Source organism: Ornithinimicrobium avium, assembly GCF_003351765.1.
Taxonomy (GTDB): Bacteria; Actinomycetota; Actinomycetes; order Actinomycetales; family Dermatophilaceae; genus Ornithinicoccus; species Ornithinicoccus avius.
Genome location: NZ_CP031229.1, coordinates 2487480 through 2503573 on the forward strand (window position 1 = coordinate 2487480; position 16094 = coordinate 2503573).

Annotated in this window: 15 protein-coding genes and 1 pseudogene; 4 read left to right on the forward strand and 12 right to left on the reverse strand. The window is 74.0% G+C overall.

Annotated features, from left to right (window positions below; translation table 11 throughout):
* The first annotated feature begins 35 nt into the window (after positions 1-35).
* Positions 36-833 (forward strand): enoyl-CoA hydratase-related protein, encoded by a 798-nt coding sequence (locus DV701_RS11385; protein ID WP_114928402.1) that lies wholly within the window; start codon positions 36-38, stop codon positions 831-833.
* Positions 834-898: 65 nt separating this feature from the next.
* On the opposite strand, the gene DV701_RS11390 is transcribed toward DV701_RS11385, so the two are convergent.
* Together DV701_RS11390 and DV701_RS11395 are read right to left on the reverse strand one after the other, a co-directional pair.
* Positions 899-1294: a RidA family protein gene (locus tag DV701_RS11390; protein ID WP_114928403.1), complete on the reverse strand. Its 396-nt coding sequence runs from the start codon at positions 1292-1294 to the stop codon at positions 899-901.
* Between the two features lie 82 nt (positions 1295-1376).
* A pseudogene (locus DV701_RS11395) lies at positions 1377-1757 on the reverse strand (cupin domain-containing protein); the annotation flags it as partial.
* Between the two features lie 243 nt (positions 1758-2000).
* Between DV701_RS11395 and DV701_RS11400 the strand changes: the two are divergent.
* Both DV701_RS11400 and DV701_RS11405 read left to right on the forward strand, forming a co-directional pair.
* The gene (locus tag DV701_RS11400) at positions 2001-2771 is read left to right on the forward strand and encodes a cyclase family protein (RefSeq protein ID WP_114928405.1); all 771 of its coding nucleotides are present in this window, start codon (positions 2001-2003) and stop codon (positions 2769-2771) included.
* 14 nt (positions 2772-2785) lie between these two features.
* Positions 2786-4426, forward strand: a complete 1641-nt coding sequence (locus DV701_RS11405) for a thiamine pyrophosphate-binding protein (protein ID WP_114928406.1) — start codon at positions 2786-2788, stop codon at positions 4424-4426.
* Positions 4427-4635: 209 nt separating this feature from the next.
* On the opposite strand, the gene DV701_RS11410 is transcribed toward DV701_RS11405, so the two are convergent.
* The 10 genes from DV701_RS11410 to DV701_RS11455 all read right to left on the reverse strand — a co-directional run bounded on the left by DV701_RS11410 (position 4636) and on the right by DV701_RS11455 (position 14684).
* Positions 4636-5310, reverse strand: coding sequence for an FMN reductase (locus tag DV701_RS11410; RefSeq protein ID WP_114928407.1), 675 nt, complete (start codon positions 5308-5310; stop codon positions 4636-4638).
* Positions 5311-5375: 65 nt separating this feature from the next.
* The gene (locus tag DV701_RS11415) at positions 5376-6503 is read right to left on the reverse strand and encodes an LLM class flavin-dependent oxidoreductase (RefSeq protein ID WP_114928408.1); all 1128 of its coding nucleotides are present in this window, start codon (positions 6501-6503) and stop codon (positions 5376-5378) included.
* A gap of 110 nt (positions 6504-6613) precedes the next feature.
* Complete coding sequence (locus tag DV701_RS11420; RefSeq protein ID WP_114928409.1) at positions 6614-7276, reverse strand: response regulator; 663 nt, start codon at positions 7274-7276, stop codon at positions 6614-6616.
* Positions 7273-8532 (reverse strand): sensor histidine kinase, encoded by a 1260-nt coding sequence (locus DV701_RS11425; RefSeq protein ID WP_228254990.1) that lies wholly within the window; start codon positions 8530-8532, stop codon positions 7273-7275. The genes DV701_RS11420 and DV701_RS11425 overlap by 4 nt, the downstream gene beginning before the upstream one ends.
* A 4-nt stretch (positions 8533-8536) precedes the next feature.
* Complete coding sequence (locus DV701_RS11430; protein ID WP_114928410.1) at positions 8537-10657, reverse strand: MMPL family transporter; 2121 nt, start codon at positions 10655-10657, stop codon at positions 8537-8539.
* Positions 10658-10747: 90 nt separating this feature from the next.
* Complete coding sequence (locus DV701_RS11435) at positions 10748-12367, reverse strand: MFS transporter (protein ID WP_267874115.1); 1620 nt, start codon at positions 12365-12367, stop codon at positions 10748-10750.
* Positions 12364-12837, reverse strand: a complete 474-nt coding sequence (locus DV701_RS11440) for a DUF2871 family protein (RefSeq protein ID WP_114928411.1) — start codon at positions 12835-12837, stop codon at positions 12364-12366. Before DV701_RS11440 ends, DV701_RS11435 begins: the two co-directional genes overlap by 4 nt.
* Positions 12838-12884: 47 nt before the next feature.
* Positions 12885-13619 (reverse strand): NAD-dependent epimerase/dehydratase family protein, encoded by a 735-nt coding sequence (locus DV701_RS11445; protein ID WP_114928412.1) that lies wholly within the window; start codon positions 13617-13619, stop codon positions 12885-12887.
* Positions 13616-14074 carry an ankyrin repeat domain-containing protein gene (locus DV701_RS11450; protein WP_114928413.1) on the reverse strand — a complete coding sequence of 153 codons (459 nt, stop codon included), beginning with the start codon at positions 14072-14074 and terminating at the stop codon, positions 13616-13618. Before DV701_RS11450 ends, DV701_RS11445 begins: the two co-directional genes overlap by 4 nt.
* 76 nt (positions 14075-14150) lie before the next feature.
* Positions 14151-14684: a peptidase gene (locus DV701_RS11455; RefSeq protein ID WP_114928414.1), complete on the reverse strand. Its 534-nt coding sequence runs from the start codon at positions 14682-14684 to the stop codon at positions 14151-14153.
* Positions 14685-14854: 170 nt separating this feature from the next.
* On the opposite strand from DV701_RS11455, the gene DV701_RS11460 reads away from it, so the two are divergent.
* Positions 14855-16084 carry an AAA family ATPase gene (locus tag DV701_RS11460; protein WP_114928415.1) on the forward strand — a complete coding sequence of 410 codons (1230 nt, stop codon included), beginning with the start codon at positions 14855-14857 and terminating at the stop codon, positions 16082-16084.
* Positions 16085-16094: the final 10 nt, after the last annotated feature.

The window sequence follows — 16094 nt, forward strand, 5'->3', positions numbered from 1 at the left end:
TCAAGATGGCGACATACCCAACAGAGAGCGGAGCCATGATCAAGCCCGAGGAGTTCACCGACGTCAGCTACGAGGTCGAGGAGAGCTGGGCGGTGGTGACGATCGACCGGCCGGAGCGCTACAACTCCTTCCGGGGGCGGACCGTCGACGAGCTCATCGCGGCGTTCAAGCACGCCTGGGCCGACGAGCGCGTCGCGTGCGTGATCCTGACCGGGGCCGGCGACAAGGCCTTCTGCGCCGGTGGCGACGTCAAGGAGCGCGCCCAGACCGGCAGCTACGGCCCGACCGAGTCCGGGCTGTTCGAGATCCAGCAGCTGCACCAGACGATGCGGGACATGCCCAAGCCGACCATCGCCGCGGTCAACGGCGTCGCCGCCGGCGGCGGGCACGTGCTGCACGTGCTGTGCGACCTGTCGGTCGCCAGCGAGACGGCGCGCTTCGGCCAGAGCGGGCCGCGGGTCGGCTCGTTCGACGCCGGCTTCGGCTCGGCCTACCTCGCCCGGGTGGTCGGGGAGAAGCGGGCGCGGCAGATCTGGTTCCTGCTCGACCTGTACGACGCGCAGACCGCCGAGCGCTGGGGCCTGGTCAACGACGTGGTGGCGCCGGAGGAGCTGATGGACAAGGCACGGGAGTACGCCCGCAAGATCTCCGCGCTCTCGCCGACCGCCCTGCGCTTCCTCAAGCACTCCTTCAACGCCGACTCCGACCACATGCAGGGCCTGGGCAACATCGCCTTCGCCGGGCTGGACCTCTTCGTGCAGATGCCCGAGGCCAAGGAGGGCGCCAACGCCTTCGCGGAGAAGCGCGCGCCGGACTTCAGCCCCTGGCGCTGAGGTCCACACCCCGGCACTCGTGACACGGCGGTACGCCCGCGTACCACCGCGTCACGGGTGCGGAGTCAGTCGAGGACGACCGTCGCCTCGATCTCGATGAGCAGTCCGGGCACGGCCAGGCCGGTGATGCCGACGATGGTCTGCGCGGGGTGCCGGTCGCTGCCCTGGACCTCCTCGATGCCCGCGGTGATCACCTTGAACTCGGTCGGCGCGGTGGTGTAGATGGTGCGGCGGACCACCTGGTCCCAGCCTGCGCCGATCGAGGAGAGGGCCATCTCCAGGTTGCGCATCGCGGCCACGGTCTGGGCGCGCAGGTCCTCGCCCCCGATCACGGAGAAGTCCGGGGCCAGCGCCACCTGCCCCGCGATGTAGGCGGTGCGCGCTCCCCGGGCGACGGTCACGTGGCTGAAGCCGGGGGCGGGGTGGAGTCCGTCGGGGTCGATGAGGTCACGCGTGGTCATGGGTGCGCTCCGTCCGGGAGAGGAGTGGGGCCGGGCCGAGCCGGCCGGGAACGGGAGGTCAGGCTGGGTTTCAGCTCCGCGCTCAGGCGTTGGCCGTCACCGCCTCCTCGGCGAACTGGCTGAGCATGTCGACGTCCATCATGAAGGACACCGAGCCATCCTCGGCGAGGAACGCGGACGGTCCCTGGGCGACCATGATGTGCACGACCTCCTCCTGGAAGAACAACGGGCTGTGCGTCGCGCCGTCCGGCTCGATGACGTAGTCGCCGGTCTTGAAGTGGCCGGCCTGCTCGTGATGGCCCGAGCCCTTGATGATGTAGATCTCGGACAGTCCGAGGTGCTGGTGCGGCGGCAGCACGGAGCCCTTCTCCGAGCGGATCATGATCGTCCACGCGCCGCTCGCCCGGTCCAGGCGCAGCACCTTGATGCCCACGCCCGGAGCCAGCGTTCGCCACTGCATGGCGTCCGTGTCGAGACGACGCCACCGTCGCTGTCTGTCGTGGTCGAGCTCATCTGCAACTCCTGACTACTCCCATGTCGTAGTCGTTACGACGATGATCCAGGGACCATATAGGTGTGGCGCCCGCCTGGCAATGGTCCTCAGGACCGCGCGTGCCACGGGGGTCTTCCTGCCGCGTCGTTGACGCCCGTCACGGACGCGTCATAGGCTGCCCGCACCCCACGTCCCCGCCTTCCGGAGGTCCCCGTGTCCGTCCTCGCCCAGCTCGCAGACGCTCTTCGTGACGGCCGCATCGAGGTGATCGACCTCACCGCGCCGCTGTCCTCGGAGACGCCGCTGCTCGAGCTGCCGCCGCAGTTCGGCCAGACCGCGCAGTTCCAGCTCGAGGAGATCAGCCGCTACGACGACCGCGGGCCGGCCTGGTACTGGAACAACTTCCGCACCGGCGAGCACACCGGCACCCACTTCGACGCGCCCAACCACTGGGTGACCGGCAAGGACCTCGCCGACATCTCCAGCGTCCCGGTGGACGCCTTCGTGCGGCCGGCCGCGGTGCTGGACGTCACCGAGCGGGTGGACGCCGACCCCAACTTCCTCATCGAGCGCGAGCACGTCGAGGCCTGGGTCGAGGAGAACGGCCCGTTGCCCGCCGGGGGCTGGCTGCTGTGCCGCACGGGCTGGTCCCGGCGCACGACGCAGCAGGACATGATCAACAACACCGAGACCGGTCCGACGAGCCCGGGCATGTCTGCGGACTGCGTCCGTTGGGTGGCCCAGCTCGCCGACCTGGTCGGCATCGGGGTCGAGACCGTGGGGACCGACGCGGGCGCAGCGCACTCCTTCGACCCGCTCTTCCCGTGCCACGACCTGCTCATGGGCGCCGGCAAGTACGGCCTGGCCCAGCTCCAGAACCTCGACAGGCTGCCCGCGACGGGCGCGATGGTGCTGGCCTCACCCCTGAAGATCGTGGGCGGGTCGGGCTCGCCGGCGCGCGTCCTCGCGCTCGTCGAGGGCTAGGTCGAGCTCCTCCCATGCTCGTTTCTGAGGCGGTCGGCCGGGCGCTGGTGGCCTGCGGTGTCGACCACGTCTTCGGGGTGGTCGGCTCCGGCAACTTCCACGTCACCAATGCCATGGTCGCGGCTGGCGCCCGCTTCGTGGCGACCCGGCACGAGGGGGGCGCGGCGACGGCTGCCGACGGCTACGCCCGGGTCTGCGGGCGGCCGGCCGCGATCACGGTCCACCAGGGGTGCGGCTTCACCAACAGCCTGACCGGGGTCGCCGAGGCGGCCAAGAGCCGGACCCCCCTGGTCCTGATCGCGCCCGAGTCGGTCGAGCCACGCTCCAACTTCTACGTCGACCAGGAGGCGATGGCCCGCTCCGTCGGCGCCGTTCCGCACCGGGTCACCTCGCCCTCCGAGGCGGTCGCCCAGACGGTCGCCGCCGTCGCCGAGGCCGTCCACGGGCGTCGCACCGTCGTGCTCAACCTGCCGCTGCACGTGCAGGAGCAGGACGTGCCCGACGGCGCCCTCGACGCCGTCGCCCTGCCCCCTGCGCCCTCACCGGTCGTCCCCTCGCCGCAGGACGTCGAGCGTCTCGCCGACGCCCTCCGCGCCGCGCAGCGCCCGGTCTTCGTCGTCGGCCGTGGCGGTCGCACGCACGCGGCGCGGGACGCGGTGCGCGAGCTCGCCGACCGCTCCGGCGCGCTGCTGGCGACCTCGGCCGTGGCCAAGGGCCTCTTCCACGACCATCCCTGGCAGCTCGACGTCTCGGGCGGGTTCTCCTCGCCGCTGACCGCCGAGCTCGTGCAGGGCGCCGACCTCATCGTCGGCTGGGGCTGCGCGCTCAACATGTGGACGATGCGGCACGGCCGGCTCATCGCGGACGGGGCGACCGTCGTCCAGGTCGACGACACCGCCGACGCCCTCGGCGCCCACCGCGAGCTGACCTTCGGCGTCCTGGGCGACGTGGCGGCCACCGCCGCCGCGGCGACCGACCTCCTGGGCGAGCGGCGCACGGCATACCGCAGGCCCGAGGTGGGCGAGCGGCTCGACAAGGAGCTGCGCTGGAGGGACGTCCCCTACGACGACACCGGCGGGGACGGTCGGATCGACCCGCGCACCCTGTCCGTCGCGCTGGACGACCTGCTGCCGGCCGAGCGCGTGGTGTCCGTCGACTCGGGCAACTTCATGGGCTACCCGAGCATGTTCCTGGGCGTGCCCGACGAGGAGGGCTTCTGCTTCACGCAGGCCTTCCAGTCGATCGGGCTGGGTCTGGCGACCGCCATCGGGGCGGCCCTGGCCCGGCCGGACCGGCTGCCCGTGGCGGCGCTCGGCGACGGCGGTGCGCTCATGGCCGCCGCCGAGCTGGACACCGTCGCGCGGCTGGGCCTGCCGATGCTGGTCGTGGTCTACGACGACGAGGCCTACGGCGCCGAGGTGCACCACTTCGGCCCCGGCGGCCACGACGTGGGCATCGTGCGCTTCCCGGAGACGGACATCGCCGCGATCGGGCGGGGCTACGGGTTCGAGGCGGTGACCGTGCGGACCGTCGAGGACCTGGCGCCGGTGCGCGACTGGCTCGCGTCAGACACCAGCGGACCGATGCTGGTCCACGCCAAGGTCACCTCGGAGGAGCCGTCGTGGTGGCTGGAGGAGGCGTTCCGGGGTCACTGACCGCCCCTGCGGCGCGCACGAGCCACTCACGTGGGTGAGGTAGGCCCGCGATCTGCCTCTGCGGCGTGCAGGAACCACTCACGTGAGCGGGTCGAGCACGGCCACGGCCCCTGCGGCGTGCAGAAACCACTCACGTGAGCGGGTCGAGCACGGGCACGGGCCCAGCGGCGTGCAGGACCCACTCACGTGAGCGGGTTGCGCGCGCAGACCTACTGGCCCAGCTCGCCCAGCAGCGTCTCGAAGTCGGTCACGTCCGTCTCGACCCCGTTGCCCGAGCGGCGCCGCCTCGGCGCGACGAGCTCCTCGGCGCTGGCGGCGAAGCCGGCCACCGACCCGCTCTCGGAGACGACGAGCGCGGCCAGCTCGGAGGCGGCGCGGGCGACGCGCCCGGCGAGCCCCCCGCCGCCCTCGCCGCCGCCGAAGTCCTCGGTCGCGGCGAAGACGCCGGTCGGCACGACGACCGCGCGCAGGTAGGTGAACAGCGGCCGCAGCGCGTGGTCGAGCACGAGCTGGTGGCGCGCGGTGCCAGCCGTCGCGGCGATGACGACGGGCATCCCGTTGATCGCGTCGGTGTCGAGCACGTCCATGAACATCTTGAACAGGCCCGAGTAGCTGGCGGTGAACACCGGCGTGACCGCGATCAGGCCGTCGGCCGAGGTGACCAGGTCGCGGGCTCGCTTGACCCGGCCGGTGGGCATACCCCCGGCGGTCATGGTGGTGGCCAGGTCCTGCGCCAGCTCGCGCAGCTCGATGACCTCGACCTCGACGCTCTCGCCGCGGGCGCTGACCTCGGCGCCGACCGCGTCGGCCAGGCGGTCGGCGAGCAGCCGGGTGGACGACGGCCGGGACAGCCCGGCCGTGATGACGACGATTCGACGGGACATGCAGTCAGTCTCCTGGAGGTATGGCGTGCGCCCGGGGACGGGGTCCGTCCCCGGGCGGCGGGTGGTCAGCTGGTGGCCGCGGCGGCGCGGGCGGGCGCGACGAGGTGGAACGTGCTCTCCGGGCCCTGCGCCACGAGCGAGCCGTGGGTGGGCGGGTCGCTGGGCACGTGTGCGGGACGACGGGCCTCGAACTCCTTGCGCAGCACCGGGACGACCTCGGTGCCGAGCATCTCGACCTGCTCCAGGACCATCTCGATCGGCAGGCCGGCGTGGTCCATGAGGAAGAGCTGCCGTTGGTAGTCGCCGACCGCGTCGGCGAAGCCGAGCGTGCGCTCGATGACCATCTCCGGGGTGCCCACGGTCAGCGGGGTGGCCTGGGTGAACTGCTCCATGCTCGGGCCGTGGCCGTAGACGGGCGCGTTGTCGAAGTAGGGCCGGAAGGTCCTCTTCGCCTCCGCCTCGGTGGCGGCCATGAAGGCCTGCCCGCCGAGCCCGACGATGGCCTGGTCGGCCGAGCCGTGGCCGTAGTGCTCGAACCGGCGGCGGTAGAGGTTCACCATCTGGGCGGTGTGCTCGATGTTCCAGAAGATGTTGTTGTGGAAGAAGCCGTCGCCGTAGTAGGCGGCCTGCTCGGCGATCTCGGTGGACCGGATCGAGCCGTGCCAGACGAACGGCGGGGTGTCGTCGAGCGGGCGCGGCGTGGAGGTGAAGCCGTGCAGCGGGGTGCGGAACTTGCCCTCCCAGTCCACGACCTCCTCACGCCACAGGCGGCGCAGCAGGTGGTAGTTCTCCACCGCGAGCGGGATGCCCTGGCGGATGTCCTTGCCGAACCACGGGTAGACCGGACCGGTGTTGCCGCGGCCCATCATCAGGTCGACGCGACCCTTGGCCAGGTGCTGCAGGAAGGCGTAGTCCTCCGCGATGCGCACCGGGTCGGTGGTGGTGATCAGGGTGGTGGCCGTCGACAGGATCAGCCGCTCGGTCTGGGCGGCGATGAAGGCCAGGTGGGTGGTCGGCGCCGACGGCACGAACGGCGGGTTGTGGTGCTCGCCGGTGGCGAAGACGTCGAGCCCGACCTCCTCGGCCTTCAGGGCGATGCGGGTCATCGCCTCGATGCGCTCGCCCTCGGTGGGCGTGCGGCCGGTGGTCGGGTCCATGGTCACGTCGCCGACGCTGAAGAGTCCGAGCTGCATGTGGCTCACCTTCTGAGAAGTAGTTGACGAATCAACTATAGGAACAGGAGCACCTTCCTGTCTATTCCACGACACCCCGACCCGTCCGTCCACACGGGCGCCGAGGGCGCTCAGTCGATCAGCCCGGCCGCCCGCGCCGAGGCCACCGCCGCGGTCCGGCTCTCCGCACCGAGCTTGCCGAAGAGATGGTTCAGGTGCGTCTTGACCGTCGCCTCGCTGACGAACAGGCTGCGCGCCACCTCCCGGTTGGACATCCCGTCGGCGACCAGCCGCAGCACCTCGAGCTCGCGCGGCGACAGCTCGGCCCGCCGCACCCGCATGGTCGCCACCACGCGCTCGGTCAGCTCGGGGCCGAAGAGGGTCTCCCCCCGGGCGGAGGCCTCGATGGCGGCCACGATCGCGGCCGGCGCGGCGTCCTTGAGCAGGTACCCGGAGGCCCCCGCCTCGACCGCCCGCACCAGGTCGGCGTCGTGGTCGTAGGTGGTGAGGATCAGCACCGCGGGCGCGCCCGCCGCTGCCCCGGCGCGCAGCGCACGGCTCACCTCGACCCCGTCCGGGCCGTCCCCGAGCCGCAGGTCGCACAGGACGACGTCCGGCCGCAGCTCGCGCGCCAGCCTGACCGCCTCGTCGCCGTCGCCCGCCTCGCCCACCACCCGCAGCCCGGGCTGGACGGACAGCAGGGCGAGCAGGCCCGCGCGCACGACGGGGTGGTCGTCGACGACCAGGACGCTGACGGCTGCGCCGACGTCGGGGTATGGGGTCTCGCCGGTCACCCGTCCGCCACCCCGCCCCGAGGCTGGGTCCGCGCCAGCGGCACGGAGGCGCTCACCGCGGTGCCGCCGCCCGGCTCGGACTCGACGTCGAGGCCGCCGCCGAGCTCGCGCAGCCGCTGGCGGGAGGCGCGCAGCCCGTAGCCGCCGCGGCTCACGTCGGCGTCCTCCACGACCGCGGCCGGGTCGAAGCCGCGCCCGTCGTCGACGACGTCGAGCCGGACGGAGTCCTCGGCCTCGGCGACGGTGAGGACGACCGCCGAGGCATGGGCGTGCTGACGCACGTTGGCGAGGGCGGACTGGGCGACGCGCAGGAGGGCCACCTCGACGACCGGCGGGAGCGCGGCGACGTCACCCTCGACGCGGACCTCGCCGGCCACGCCGCTCTCCTCGGTGAAGCGGTCCACGATCCGGCGCAGCGCCTCGACCAGCCCCGACTCCAGCGGTGCCGGGGCGAGCGCGCCGACGACGCGGCGCGCCTCGTCCAGGCCCTCGGCGGCGGAGGTCTCGATCTGCGCCAGCAGCCGCCGCTCGGCCTCCTGGTCCTGGGTGGCCGCGCCGGCGCGCGCCAGCAGCAGGATCGAGGAGAAGCCCTGGGCGAGGGTGTCGTGGATGTCCCGGGAGAGCCTCGTCCGCTCGGCCAGGACGCCGGCCGAGCGCTGCACCTCGGCGAGCTCGGCGTGCAGCACCTCGGTCTCCTCCTGGGCCGCGACGAGGGAGGCGACGAGCCGCTCGCGCTCGAGCCCGTCACGGACGAGCTGCTGCTGGCCCCGGGAGAGGGCGAGCGCGAAGACCATCCCGACCGCCGGGCCCACGACCTCCGCCACGCTCAGCCCGCCGGGCCACGGCCGCAGCACCACGACCGCGAGCACCACCGCGCTGAGAACGACACCGAGCCGGAAGGGCAGCAGGTGACCGGCCAGCAGCCACAGCGAGAACGCCACCCAGATGAGCTCCGGGCTGACCGCCACGGCGAGCAGCCAGGCGACGACCAGCCCGAGGAACCACCAGCCCCCGGGCCCGACCCGGCGCAGCGCGGCCCCCTCGGCCGACAGGTGCGGCCCTCCGCCCGGACCGGCCGCCGCGCGGCGGGCGCCCACGGCGTACCAGGCGAGCAGCAGCACGACGGCGCCGACGAGCAGGGCGAGGGGTGCGCCGGTGGCGAGCGCGCGCCATACCCCGATCGCGACCAGCGCGAGGAAGAGCACGTGCTGGACCAGCGCCAGGCTGCGGATCATCGCGGCGGTCGAGGTCCTCACCCCCTCATCGTGTCAGGACCAGCTCGCGCTCGGGCGCCACGTCCGGCTCCGCGGCCGCGCCGGGCTGCGGGCGGCTCGGCCACCAGAACCGGTCGCCGACCAGGGTGATGACCGCCGGGACGAGCAGGGTGCGCACGAGGAGGGTGTCCACGACCACGCCGAGCCCGACGATGAGGCCCAGCTGGCCGAGCGTGACGAGCGGGAGGACGCTGAGCGCGGCGAAGACGCCCGCCAGGACGGTCCCGGCGCTGGTGATGACCACGCCCGTGGTGCTCACGCCGCGCACGACCGCGCCGCGGGTGCCGAGCGCCGGCGCCTCCGAGCGGACCCGGTGCACGAGGAAGATCGTGTAGTCGATCCCGAGCGCCACGAGGAACAGGAACGCCAGCAGCGGCACGTCCGTGTCGAGCGCGTGCCAGCCGAAGAGGACCCGGCCGGCCCACGCGCCGGCGCCGATCGCCGCGAGCGTGCTGGCGACGTTGACGGCGAGCAGCACGAACGGGGCGACGAGCGAGCGCAGCAGGACCGCGAGCACGACGGCGACGACGGCCAGGACCAGCGGCGCGACGAGGAAGAGGTCGGCGCGGGCGGCGGCCCGGGAGTCGACGTCGGTCACCGCGGCGCCGCCCACCATCGCCTCCCCGCCGGGTATGCCGTGCACCGCCGCGCGCAGGTCGCGCACCAGGTCGCGCTCGGCCTGGGTGCCCGGGGCAGCGTCGCCGACGACGGTGAGGGTGGCGACCTCGCCGCGGGAGGCCGTGTCGCCGGCCGGTCCGGGGCGGACCATCTCCACCCCGTCGACGCCCTCGACGGCGGCGGTGACCGCGTCCAGCCCGGCGGCGCCGGTGACGACCGTGAACGGCGCGGCGCTGCCGGCCGGGAAGTGCTCGGAGACGACCTGCACCCCGGTCGCGGACTCCGAGCCCCCGCGGAACCGGTCGACCTGGCTCAGGCCGACGTCCGTGCCGATCAGGCCGGTCGCCATGACCGCCAGCAGCACGACGCCGGCGGCCAGGACCTGGCGCGGACGACGCACGACGGAGCCGGCGACCCGGCCCCACAGGCCCTGGTCCGGGGCCGCGGCGTGCGCGCCGTGCCCGGTCCCGGGGCGCGGCACGAACGGCCAGAACGCTCCCCGGCCGACGACCGCGAGCGCGGCGGGCAGGACGAGCACGACCGAGACGAGCGCGACCACGAGGCCGACCGCCGCGGCGATGCCCAGGCCCCGGGTGCCGGGCAGGGAGGCGAGCACGAGGGTCGACAGGGCCAGCACGACCGCGACGTTGCTCGCCAGGATCGCCGGGACGCTCCCGCGCCAGGCGGCGCGCAGCGCGGCACGGTGGTCCTCGTGCTCGTGCAGCTCCTCGCGGTAGCGGGAGATGAGCAGCAGGGCGTAGTTGGCGCCTGCCCCGAAGACCAGGACGCTGATGATGCCGCCGTCGAAGCTGAGGTCGAGCGCCTGCCCGACCGCCTTGGTCACCACGCCGGCGACCTGGTCGGCCAGACCGACGACGGTCAGCGGGAGGAGCATCAGCACCGGCGAGCGGTAGGTCAGCATGAGCAGCAGGCCGACGACGCCGACGGTGACGAGCAGCAGGGTGAGGTTCGCGCCGTCGAAGGACGCGGCGATGTCGGCGCCGAAGGCCGGTCCGCCGGTCGTCCTCGCGTCGAGCCCGGCGGGCAGCCCGTCGGCGACCGCGGCCCGCACCCCGTCGACCACGCTGCGCAGGGCGTCGTTGTCGGTGGGGTCGACGCGCACGGGCACCTGGATCATGCCGGCCTCGCCGTCCCCGCTCATGATCGGCCCGAAGGCCTGCTCGCCCCGGGCGGCCGGGAGGGTGGCGGAGAGCTGCGCGAGGCCCGCCTGGTCGGCGGCGGTCAGGACCGCGCCGTCCTCGCGGGTGGCGACCACGACGAGCGTCGCGACGTCGGCGCCGGGCAGCTCCTGGACGAGGTCGGAGACGACGGCGGACTCGGAGGTGGAGGGTGCGGCGCCGTGGCCGGCGGCGACCTCGGCGCCGCGCAGGCCGCCCATCAGACCGGCGGCGACGAGGGCGGCGAGCAGGAGGGCGACCCAGGCGGAGGCGCGGCCGGTCAGCAGGCGGGGGAGAGGGTGGGGGAGCATGTCTTCGACGGTATGGAGAAGGACACCTGCCCCTCTCCCTGCCGGCCTCGACCCTTCGGTTGATCCGCGTGCGCGGGCCGGCTGCGCCGCTCAGACCTCCCGGCGGGCGACCACCGCGACGCGCAGCGCCCCGACGAGGCCGAGGGCGAGCAGGAGGGCGGCCACCGCGACCGCGACGCCGGTCGCCTGCCCGAAGACGTCGGCCAGGGTGCGGGCCACCTCGGGTCCGGCGCTGCCCAGCGACGCGAAGGGCCCGGTCCCGGCACGGACCATCGGGATGACGCCACCCGCCGAGCTGACCACGGTGCTCTGCAGCTGGTCGGCCGTGGCCGGGTCCAGGTGCGGCAGGTCGGCCAGGGCGCCGGGCAGCAACCAGCCGAGCCCGGCCGCCAGCGCGGTCCCGCAGATCGCGCTGCCGACCGCGGCGCCGACCTGGCGGGCCGTCGACTGCGTCGCCGACGCCGAGCCCGACTGGGCCGCCGGCACGTCGCGCAGCACGGTCGAGGTCAGCTGCGCCGACGCGAGGCCCAGGCCCAGGCCGTAGACGACCAGCGGGGCGATCATCATCCAGATGGCCAGGTCCGGACGTGCGAGCAAGGCCAGCACGACCAGGCCGGCCAGCTCGAGGGCGAGCCCGCCCACCACGACACTCGCCGGGGACCAGCGCTGGGCGAGCGGCCGGGCCGAGGCCCCGGAGACGAAGGCTCCGAAGGCCATCGCGGCCAGCACCAGGCCGGCCTGCATGATCGTCAGCCCGGCGGCGTTGACGAGGTAGAGCGGCAGCACGAAGACCAGGGCGAACTCACCTGCCGCGACGGCGGTGGCGGTGAGGTTGCCCCAGGTGAAGGTCGGCACCGAGAAGAGGGTCAGGTCCAGCAGCGCGGAGCGGCCGACCCGGGCCCGGTGCATCTCCCAGCGCACGAAGAGCAGCAGGAAGAGGACGCCCACGGCGAGCGCCACCGGCACCGGCGAGACGGGCGCGGTGACCGGCCAGGTCAGCCCGAGGACGGTGAAGTCCGCCTTCGGGGTCCACCAGCCCAGCGCGGTGGCCTCGATCATCCCGAAGACGAGCAGCGCCATACCGATCCCGCTGGTGAGCAGGCCGTCGACGTCGAGCCCGCGACCACCCCGGGCGCCCTTGGTCTCGGGGACGAGGAGGAGCGCGCCGAGGAGGACCGCGAGGCCGACCGGCACGTTGACGTAGAAGATCCAGCGCCAGCTGGCCACCGTGGTCAGCCAGCCGCCGAGCAGCGGCCCGACCGCGGCGGTCCCGGCCATGACCGCGCCCCAGATGCCGAAGGCCGTCGCGCGGTCCTTGCCGCGGAAGGTGGCGTTGACGGTCGAGAGGGTCGCGGGCAGCACGAGCGCGCCGCCGACGCCCTGCAGCGCGCGGGCGGCGATGAGCGAGGAGCCGCCCCCGGCGAGCCCGGCCAGCACGCTGCCGACCACGAACATCACGACGCCGACCACGAGCAGCCGCCGACGCCCGATCCGGTCCCCCAGCCGTCCGGACGCCAGCAGCAGCGCGGCGAAGACCATCGAGTAGAGGCTGTTGACCCACTGCGCCTGCGTCAGGTGCAGGTCGAGGTCGTCGATGATCGCCGGGAGCGCGACACCGACGATCGTCCCGTCGAGGATGATCATCGCCAGGGCCGCCGCGAGCACGCCGAGCGCCGCCCAGCGGTGCCGGGGACCTGCCGTGCGCGTCACCGGGTGGTCACCAGCTCCTGGAGCTCGTCGTCACGGGCGGTGACGGCGGTGCGCTGCAGGTCCTTGACCTGTCGGCCGACGGCCAGCAGCAGGAGCACGAGCGAGACGGTGAGCAGGATGTGGCCGGTGCCCGAGATCCCGGCGAGGGCGGGGCTGTCGGACCAGGAGGTGCCGAGCACCTGCAGGCTGCCCTTGAAGCCGAGCATGCCGACGGTGATGGCCAGGCCCGCGTTGAACAGGTGCAGGCCCCAGCGCATCCGGCCGTCGCGGGTCAGGCCGGGCAGGGCCACGGCGAGGGCCAGCAGGCCGAGCATGAAGATCGTGCCCCAGACCAGGGCGTGGGTGTGGACGAGGGCCAGCTGGGTGAAGCCGGTGAACTCCTGCTGCCGGGTGAGCTCGCGGTAGCCGAGGCCGCCGGCCAGGCCGACCGCGGTCCAGACGACCGAGGACCGGAAGATGTAGGTAAGCATGTCCTCGACGTTACGCAGGAGGCCACCTCCCCCGCGTCCCGCGCGCCTCAACCCTTCGGTTGATCCTCCTGCCAGCTGTCCCGCGGCCGGTATCCCAGCTCGACCATCGTGTTGGTCAGGTCCCAGCGCCGGGTCGGGTTGTCGGAGACCACGTAGTAGACGCCGTACCGGACCTGCGCCTGCACCGCCCGGCGCAGCGCCTGGGCCATGTCCCCCGGGCTGACCCACATCGCCTGCGTCACCTCGTCGTCGGCAGCCCCGCGGTCGCCGCTCTCCCACCCGATCCGCAGGGCGATCACCTCGAGGCCGTGCTCGTCGTGGTAGTAGCGTCCGAGCACCTCGGCCATCGCCTTGGAGACGCCGTAGAGGCTGTCCGGCCGGACCGGCTGGTGCCCGTAGACGGGCCAGGCGTGTTCCCGGTCGTACATCCCCATGACGTGGTTGGAGGAGGCCAGCACGACGCGGCGCACGCCGGCCCGCCGCGCCGCCTCGAGGACGGTGCGGGTGCCGACCACGTTGAGGTCGAGCACCTCCTCCCAGGAGGCCTGCGGGGAGGAGGCGCCGGCGAGGTGGATCACGGTGTCGACGCCGCCGAGGGCCGAGGTCGTCGCCTCCAGGTCGCGCACGTCGAGCGCCCGGACCGGCGGGTCGGCCTGCTCGTCGGCGGCCGCGTCGGTCAGGACCAGGTCGAGGTCGGCCTGCGGGTCGTCGCGCAGCAGCCGCAGCACGTCCCCGCCGACCGTGCCGGCGGCTCCGGTCACCAGGACGGTGGGTCGGCTCATCCCCCGACGGTAGGACCTCCGCGCTCGCGCGGCCCGTCGAGCAGGTCGGTCCGGCCGAACATCTGCGCGGTCTGCCGGGCGGTCGGCGTCCCGGCCTCCGGGTCCGCGCCGAGCCCGAGCAGGGCGGTCACCACCTCGTCCTCGCCCTTGAAGACCGCGCCGGCCAGCGGCGACTGGCCCCGGTCGTTGAGCCGGTCGACGTCCGCCCCGCGCCGGGCCAGCTCGCCGACCAGCTGGGCGTGGCCGTGGTAGGCCGCGAGCATCAGCAGGGTGTTGCCGGACGGGTCGGTGAGGTCGGCGGGCGCCCCGGCGTCGACGTAGGCCGCCAGCTGCTCGGTCCGCCCCTCGCGCGCCATGTCGAAGAGCCGGTGCGCGAGGTCGACCACCTCCTGGTCCGGCCGCCCGGCGTCCGGGTCACGGCCCGGGGCGGGGTCTGGGGTGTCGCGCTCGCTCATCGCGTCTCCTCGGCTGGGCGCGGGATGGTCCGCTCGTGCTGTGAGCGTAGGACGACCCTAGGACAGAACCCGCCCCTCAGGCCACGAGCAGCAGCCCGAGGGCGGCGGTGTCCGCGTCGGCGTGCAGGTCCACGCTGGAGCGGCTGGCCCACCGGGTGATGTGGCCGTGGGCGTCCGCCTCGACCCAGGCGGCGCGGTGGTCCAGGCCCAGCTCGGGCAGGCCGGGCAGGAGCAGGCAGCCGGAGGCGGTGTCGTACTCGCTCACCGAGGCCACCGTGCTGCGCGGAGGGTGCAGCACCGCCAGTCCCGGCGGCAGGTGACCGGCGAACCGGCCCGGCTCCAGGGGGCGGTCGCCGAGGATCGGGCCCTCGGCCAGGACGAGCCCGACCGCGCCCTCAGGCGGCCCGTCGGGCACCTCCTCGGCGACCCGGAAGACCGTGCTGCCGCCCGGGAGCATGCCCGGGACGGCGGCCATCTGCACGGCCAGGAGCAGCACCTGGGTCCACTCGAGCGTGTCCTCGGGCCAGCGGCCCAGCAGCACGAACCCACCCAGCTCGCCGTCGCGGTGCAGCGGCGCGACCTCGACCGCAGGTAGTCCACGCTCCGACATCGCCCGACCTCCTCGCCCGTGCGGGCCGGCCCGGGAGACCGGCCCTGCGGTGGTCCCTCCTAGCCTGCCACGTCCAAGCCTCGGCGTGGCGGACCCGGAGGTCACGGTTCGGCGACGACCTACCCCGCTCGTCGTGTGCCCTGTCGGACCGCACCCCTACGCTGAGGCGGGTGTACAGCACCGTGGCGGTCAGCGGCTACCGCTCCCTGCGCGACGTCCGGCTGCCGCTGGGCCGGCTCACCGTGGTGACCGGCGCCAACGGGACGGGCAAGAGCAGCGTCTACCGGGCCCTGCGCCTGCTCGCGGACTGCGGCGCCGGACGGGTGGTCGGCTCCCTGGCGCGCGAGGGCGGCCTGGAGTCCGCGCTCTGGGCCGGCCCGGAGACGCTCGGCGGCGCCCGTCGGGGGTATGACGTGGAGGGCACCGTGCGCAGGGGACGGGTCAGCCTGCTGCTCGGGGTGGGCAGCACCGAGGGCGAGCTGTCCTACCTGGTGGACCTCGGCATACCCGTCCAGCACGGGTCGGCCTTCGACCGCGACCCCGAGGTCAAGCGCGAGGCGGTGTGGAGCGGGCCGGTGATGCGCCCCTCGACGCTCGTCGCGCGGCGCAAGCACCACAGCGTCGAGCTGCGCGACGACGCCGGCCGGTGGGCCAGGGCGCCGGTGAGCGCCCCCGCGTGGTCGAGCATGCTCACCGAGGTCGTCGACCCGCTCGCCGCGCCGGAGCTGTGGGCCGTGCGCGAGGCGCTGCGGTCGTGGCGGTTCTACGACGGCTTCCGGGTCGACGCGGGCAGCCCGGCGCGCCGGCCGCAGGTCGGGACGCGCACGTGGGCGCTGTCCGACGACGGCTCCGACCTGGCCGCCGCCCTGCAGACGGTCCGGGAGGACTCGCGCAGCGCGATGGACGACGCGGTCGCCGACGCCTTCGACGGCGCGAGGCTCGAGGTGGACGTGACCGAGGGGCTCTTCGACGTACGGCTGCACCAGCCCGGGATGCTGCGCCCGCTGCGCTCGGCGGAGCTGTCGGACGGGACGCTGCGCTACCTGCTCTGGCTGGCCGCGCTGCTGACGCCGGTGCCGCCGCGACTGATGGCGCTCAACGAGCCGGAGACGAGCCTGCACCCCTCACTGGTCGCGCCGCTCGCCCGCCTGGTCGCGGCGGCGTCGCGGCGCACGCAGGTCGTGCTGGTCACCCACTCCGAGCCGCTGCTCGAGGCGCTGGCGGAGGCGATGGGCACCGGCCTGGACGCGCTGCGCGAGGAGGAGGAGGCGGACGTGGGCCCGGCACCCGGCGAGGTGGCCGACCTGCGGCTGGTCGAGCTGACCAAGGACCTCGGCGAGACGCAGGTCGTCGGGCAGGGCCTGCTCAGCACGCCGCGGTGGGAGTGGGGCACGCGCTAGGGCAGTACGC

Excerpts from the sequence above, each read along its gene's own strand:
- DV701_RS11385 (WP_114928402.1), top strand. The coding sequence starts at position 36 with ATGATCAAGCCCGAGGAGTTCACCGACGTCAGCTACGAGGTCGAGGAG.
- DV701_RS11390 (WP_114928403.1), bottom strand. The coding sequence starts at position 1,294 with ATGACCACGCGTGACCTCATCGACCCCGACGGACTCCACCCCGCCCCC.
- DV701_RS11405 (WP_114928406.1), top strand. The coding sequence starts at position 2,786 with ATGCTCGTTTCTGAGGCGGTCGGCCGGGCGCTGGTGGCCTGCGGTGTC.
- DV701_RS11410 (WP_114928407.1), bottom strand. The coding sequence starts at position 5,310 with ATGTCCCGTCGAATCGTCGTCATCACGGCCGGGCTGTCCCGGCCGTCG.
- DV701_RS11415 (WP_114928408.1), bottom strand. The coding sequence starts at position 6,503 with ATGCAGCTCGGACTCTTCAGCGTCGGCGACGTGACCATGGACCCGACC.
- DV701_RS11430 (WP_114928410.1), bottom strand. The coding sequence starts at position 10,657 with ATGCTCCCCCACCCTCTCCCCCGCCTGCTGACCGGCCGCGCCTCCGCC.
- DV701_RS11440 (WP_114928411.1), bottom strand. The coding sequence starts at position 12,837 with ATGCTTACCTACATCTTCCGGTCCTCGGTCGTCTGGACCGCGGTCGGC.
- DV701_RS11445 (WP_114928412.1), bottom strand. The coding sequence starts at position 13,619 with ATGAGCCGACCCACCGTCCTGGTGACCGGAGCCGCCGGCACGGTCGGC.
- DV701_RS11450 (WP_114928413.1), bottom strand. The coding sequence starts at position 14,074 with ATGAGCGAGCGCGACACCCCAGACCCCGCCCCGGGCCGTGACCCGGAC.
- DV701_RS11455 (WP_114928414.1), bottom strand. The coding sequence starts at position 14,684 with ATGTCGGAGCGTGGACTACCTGCGGTCGAGGTCGCGCCGCTGCACCGC.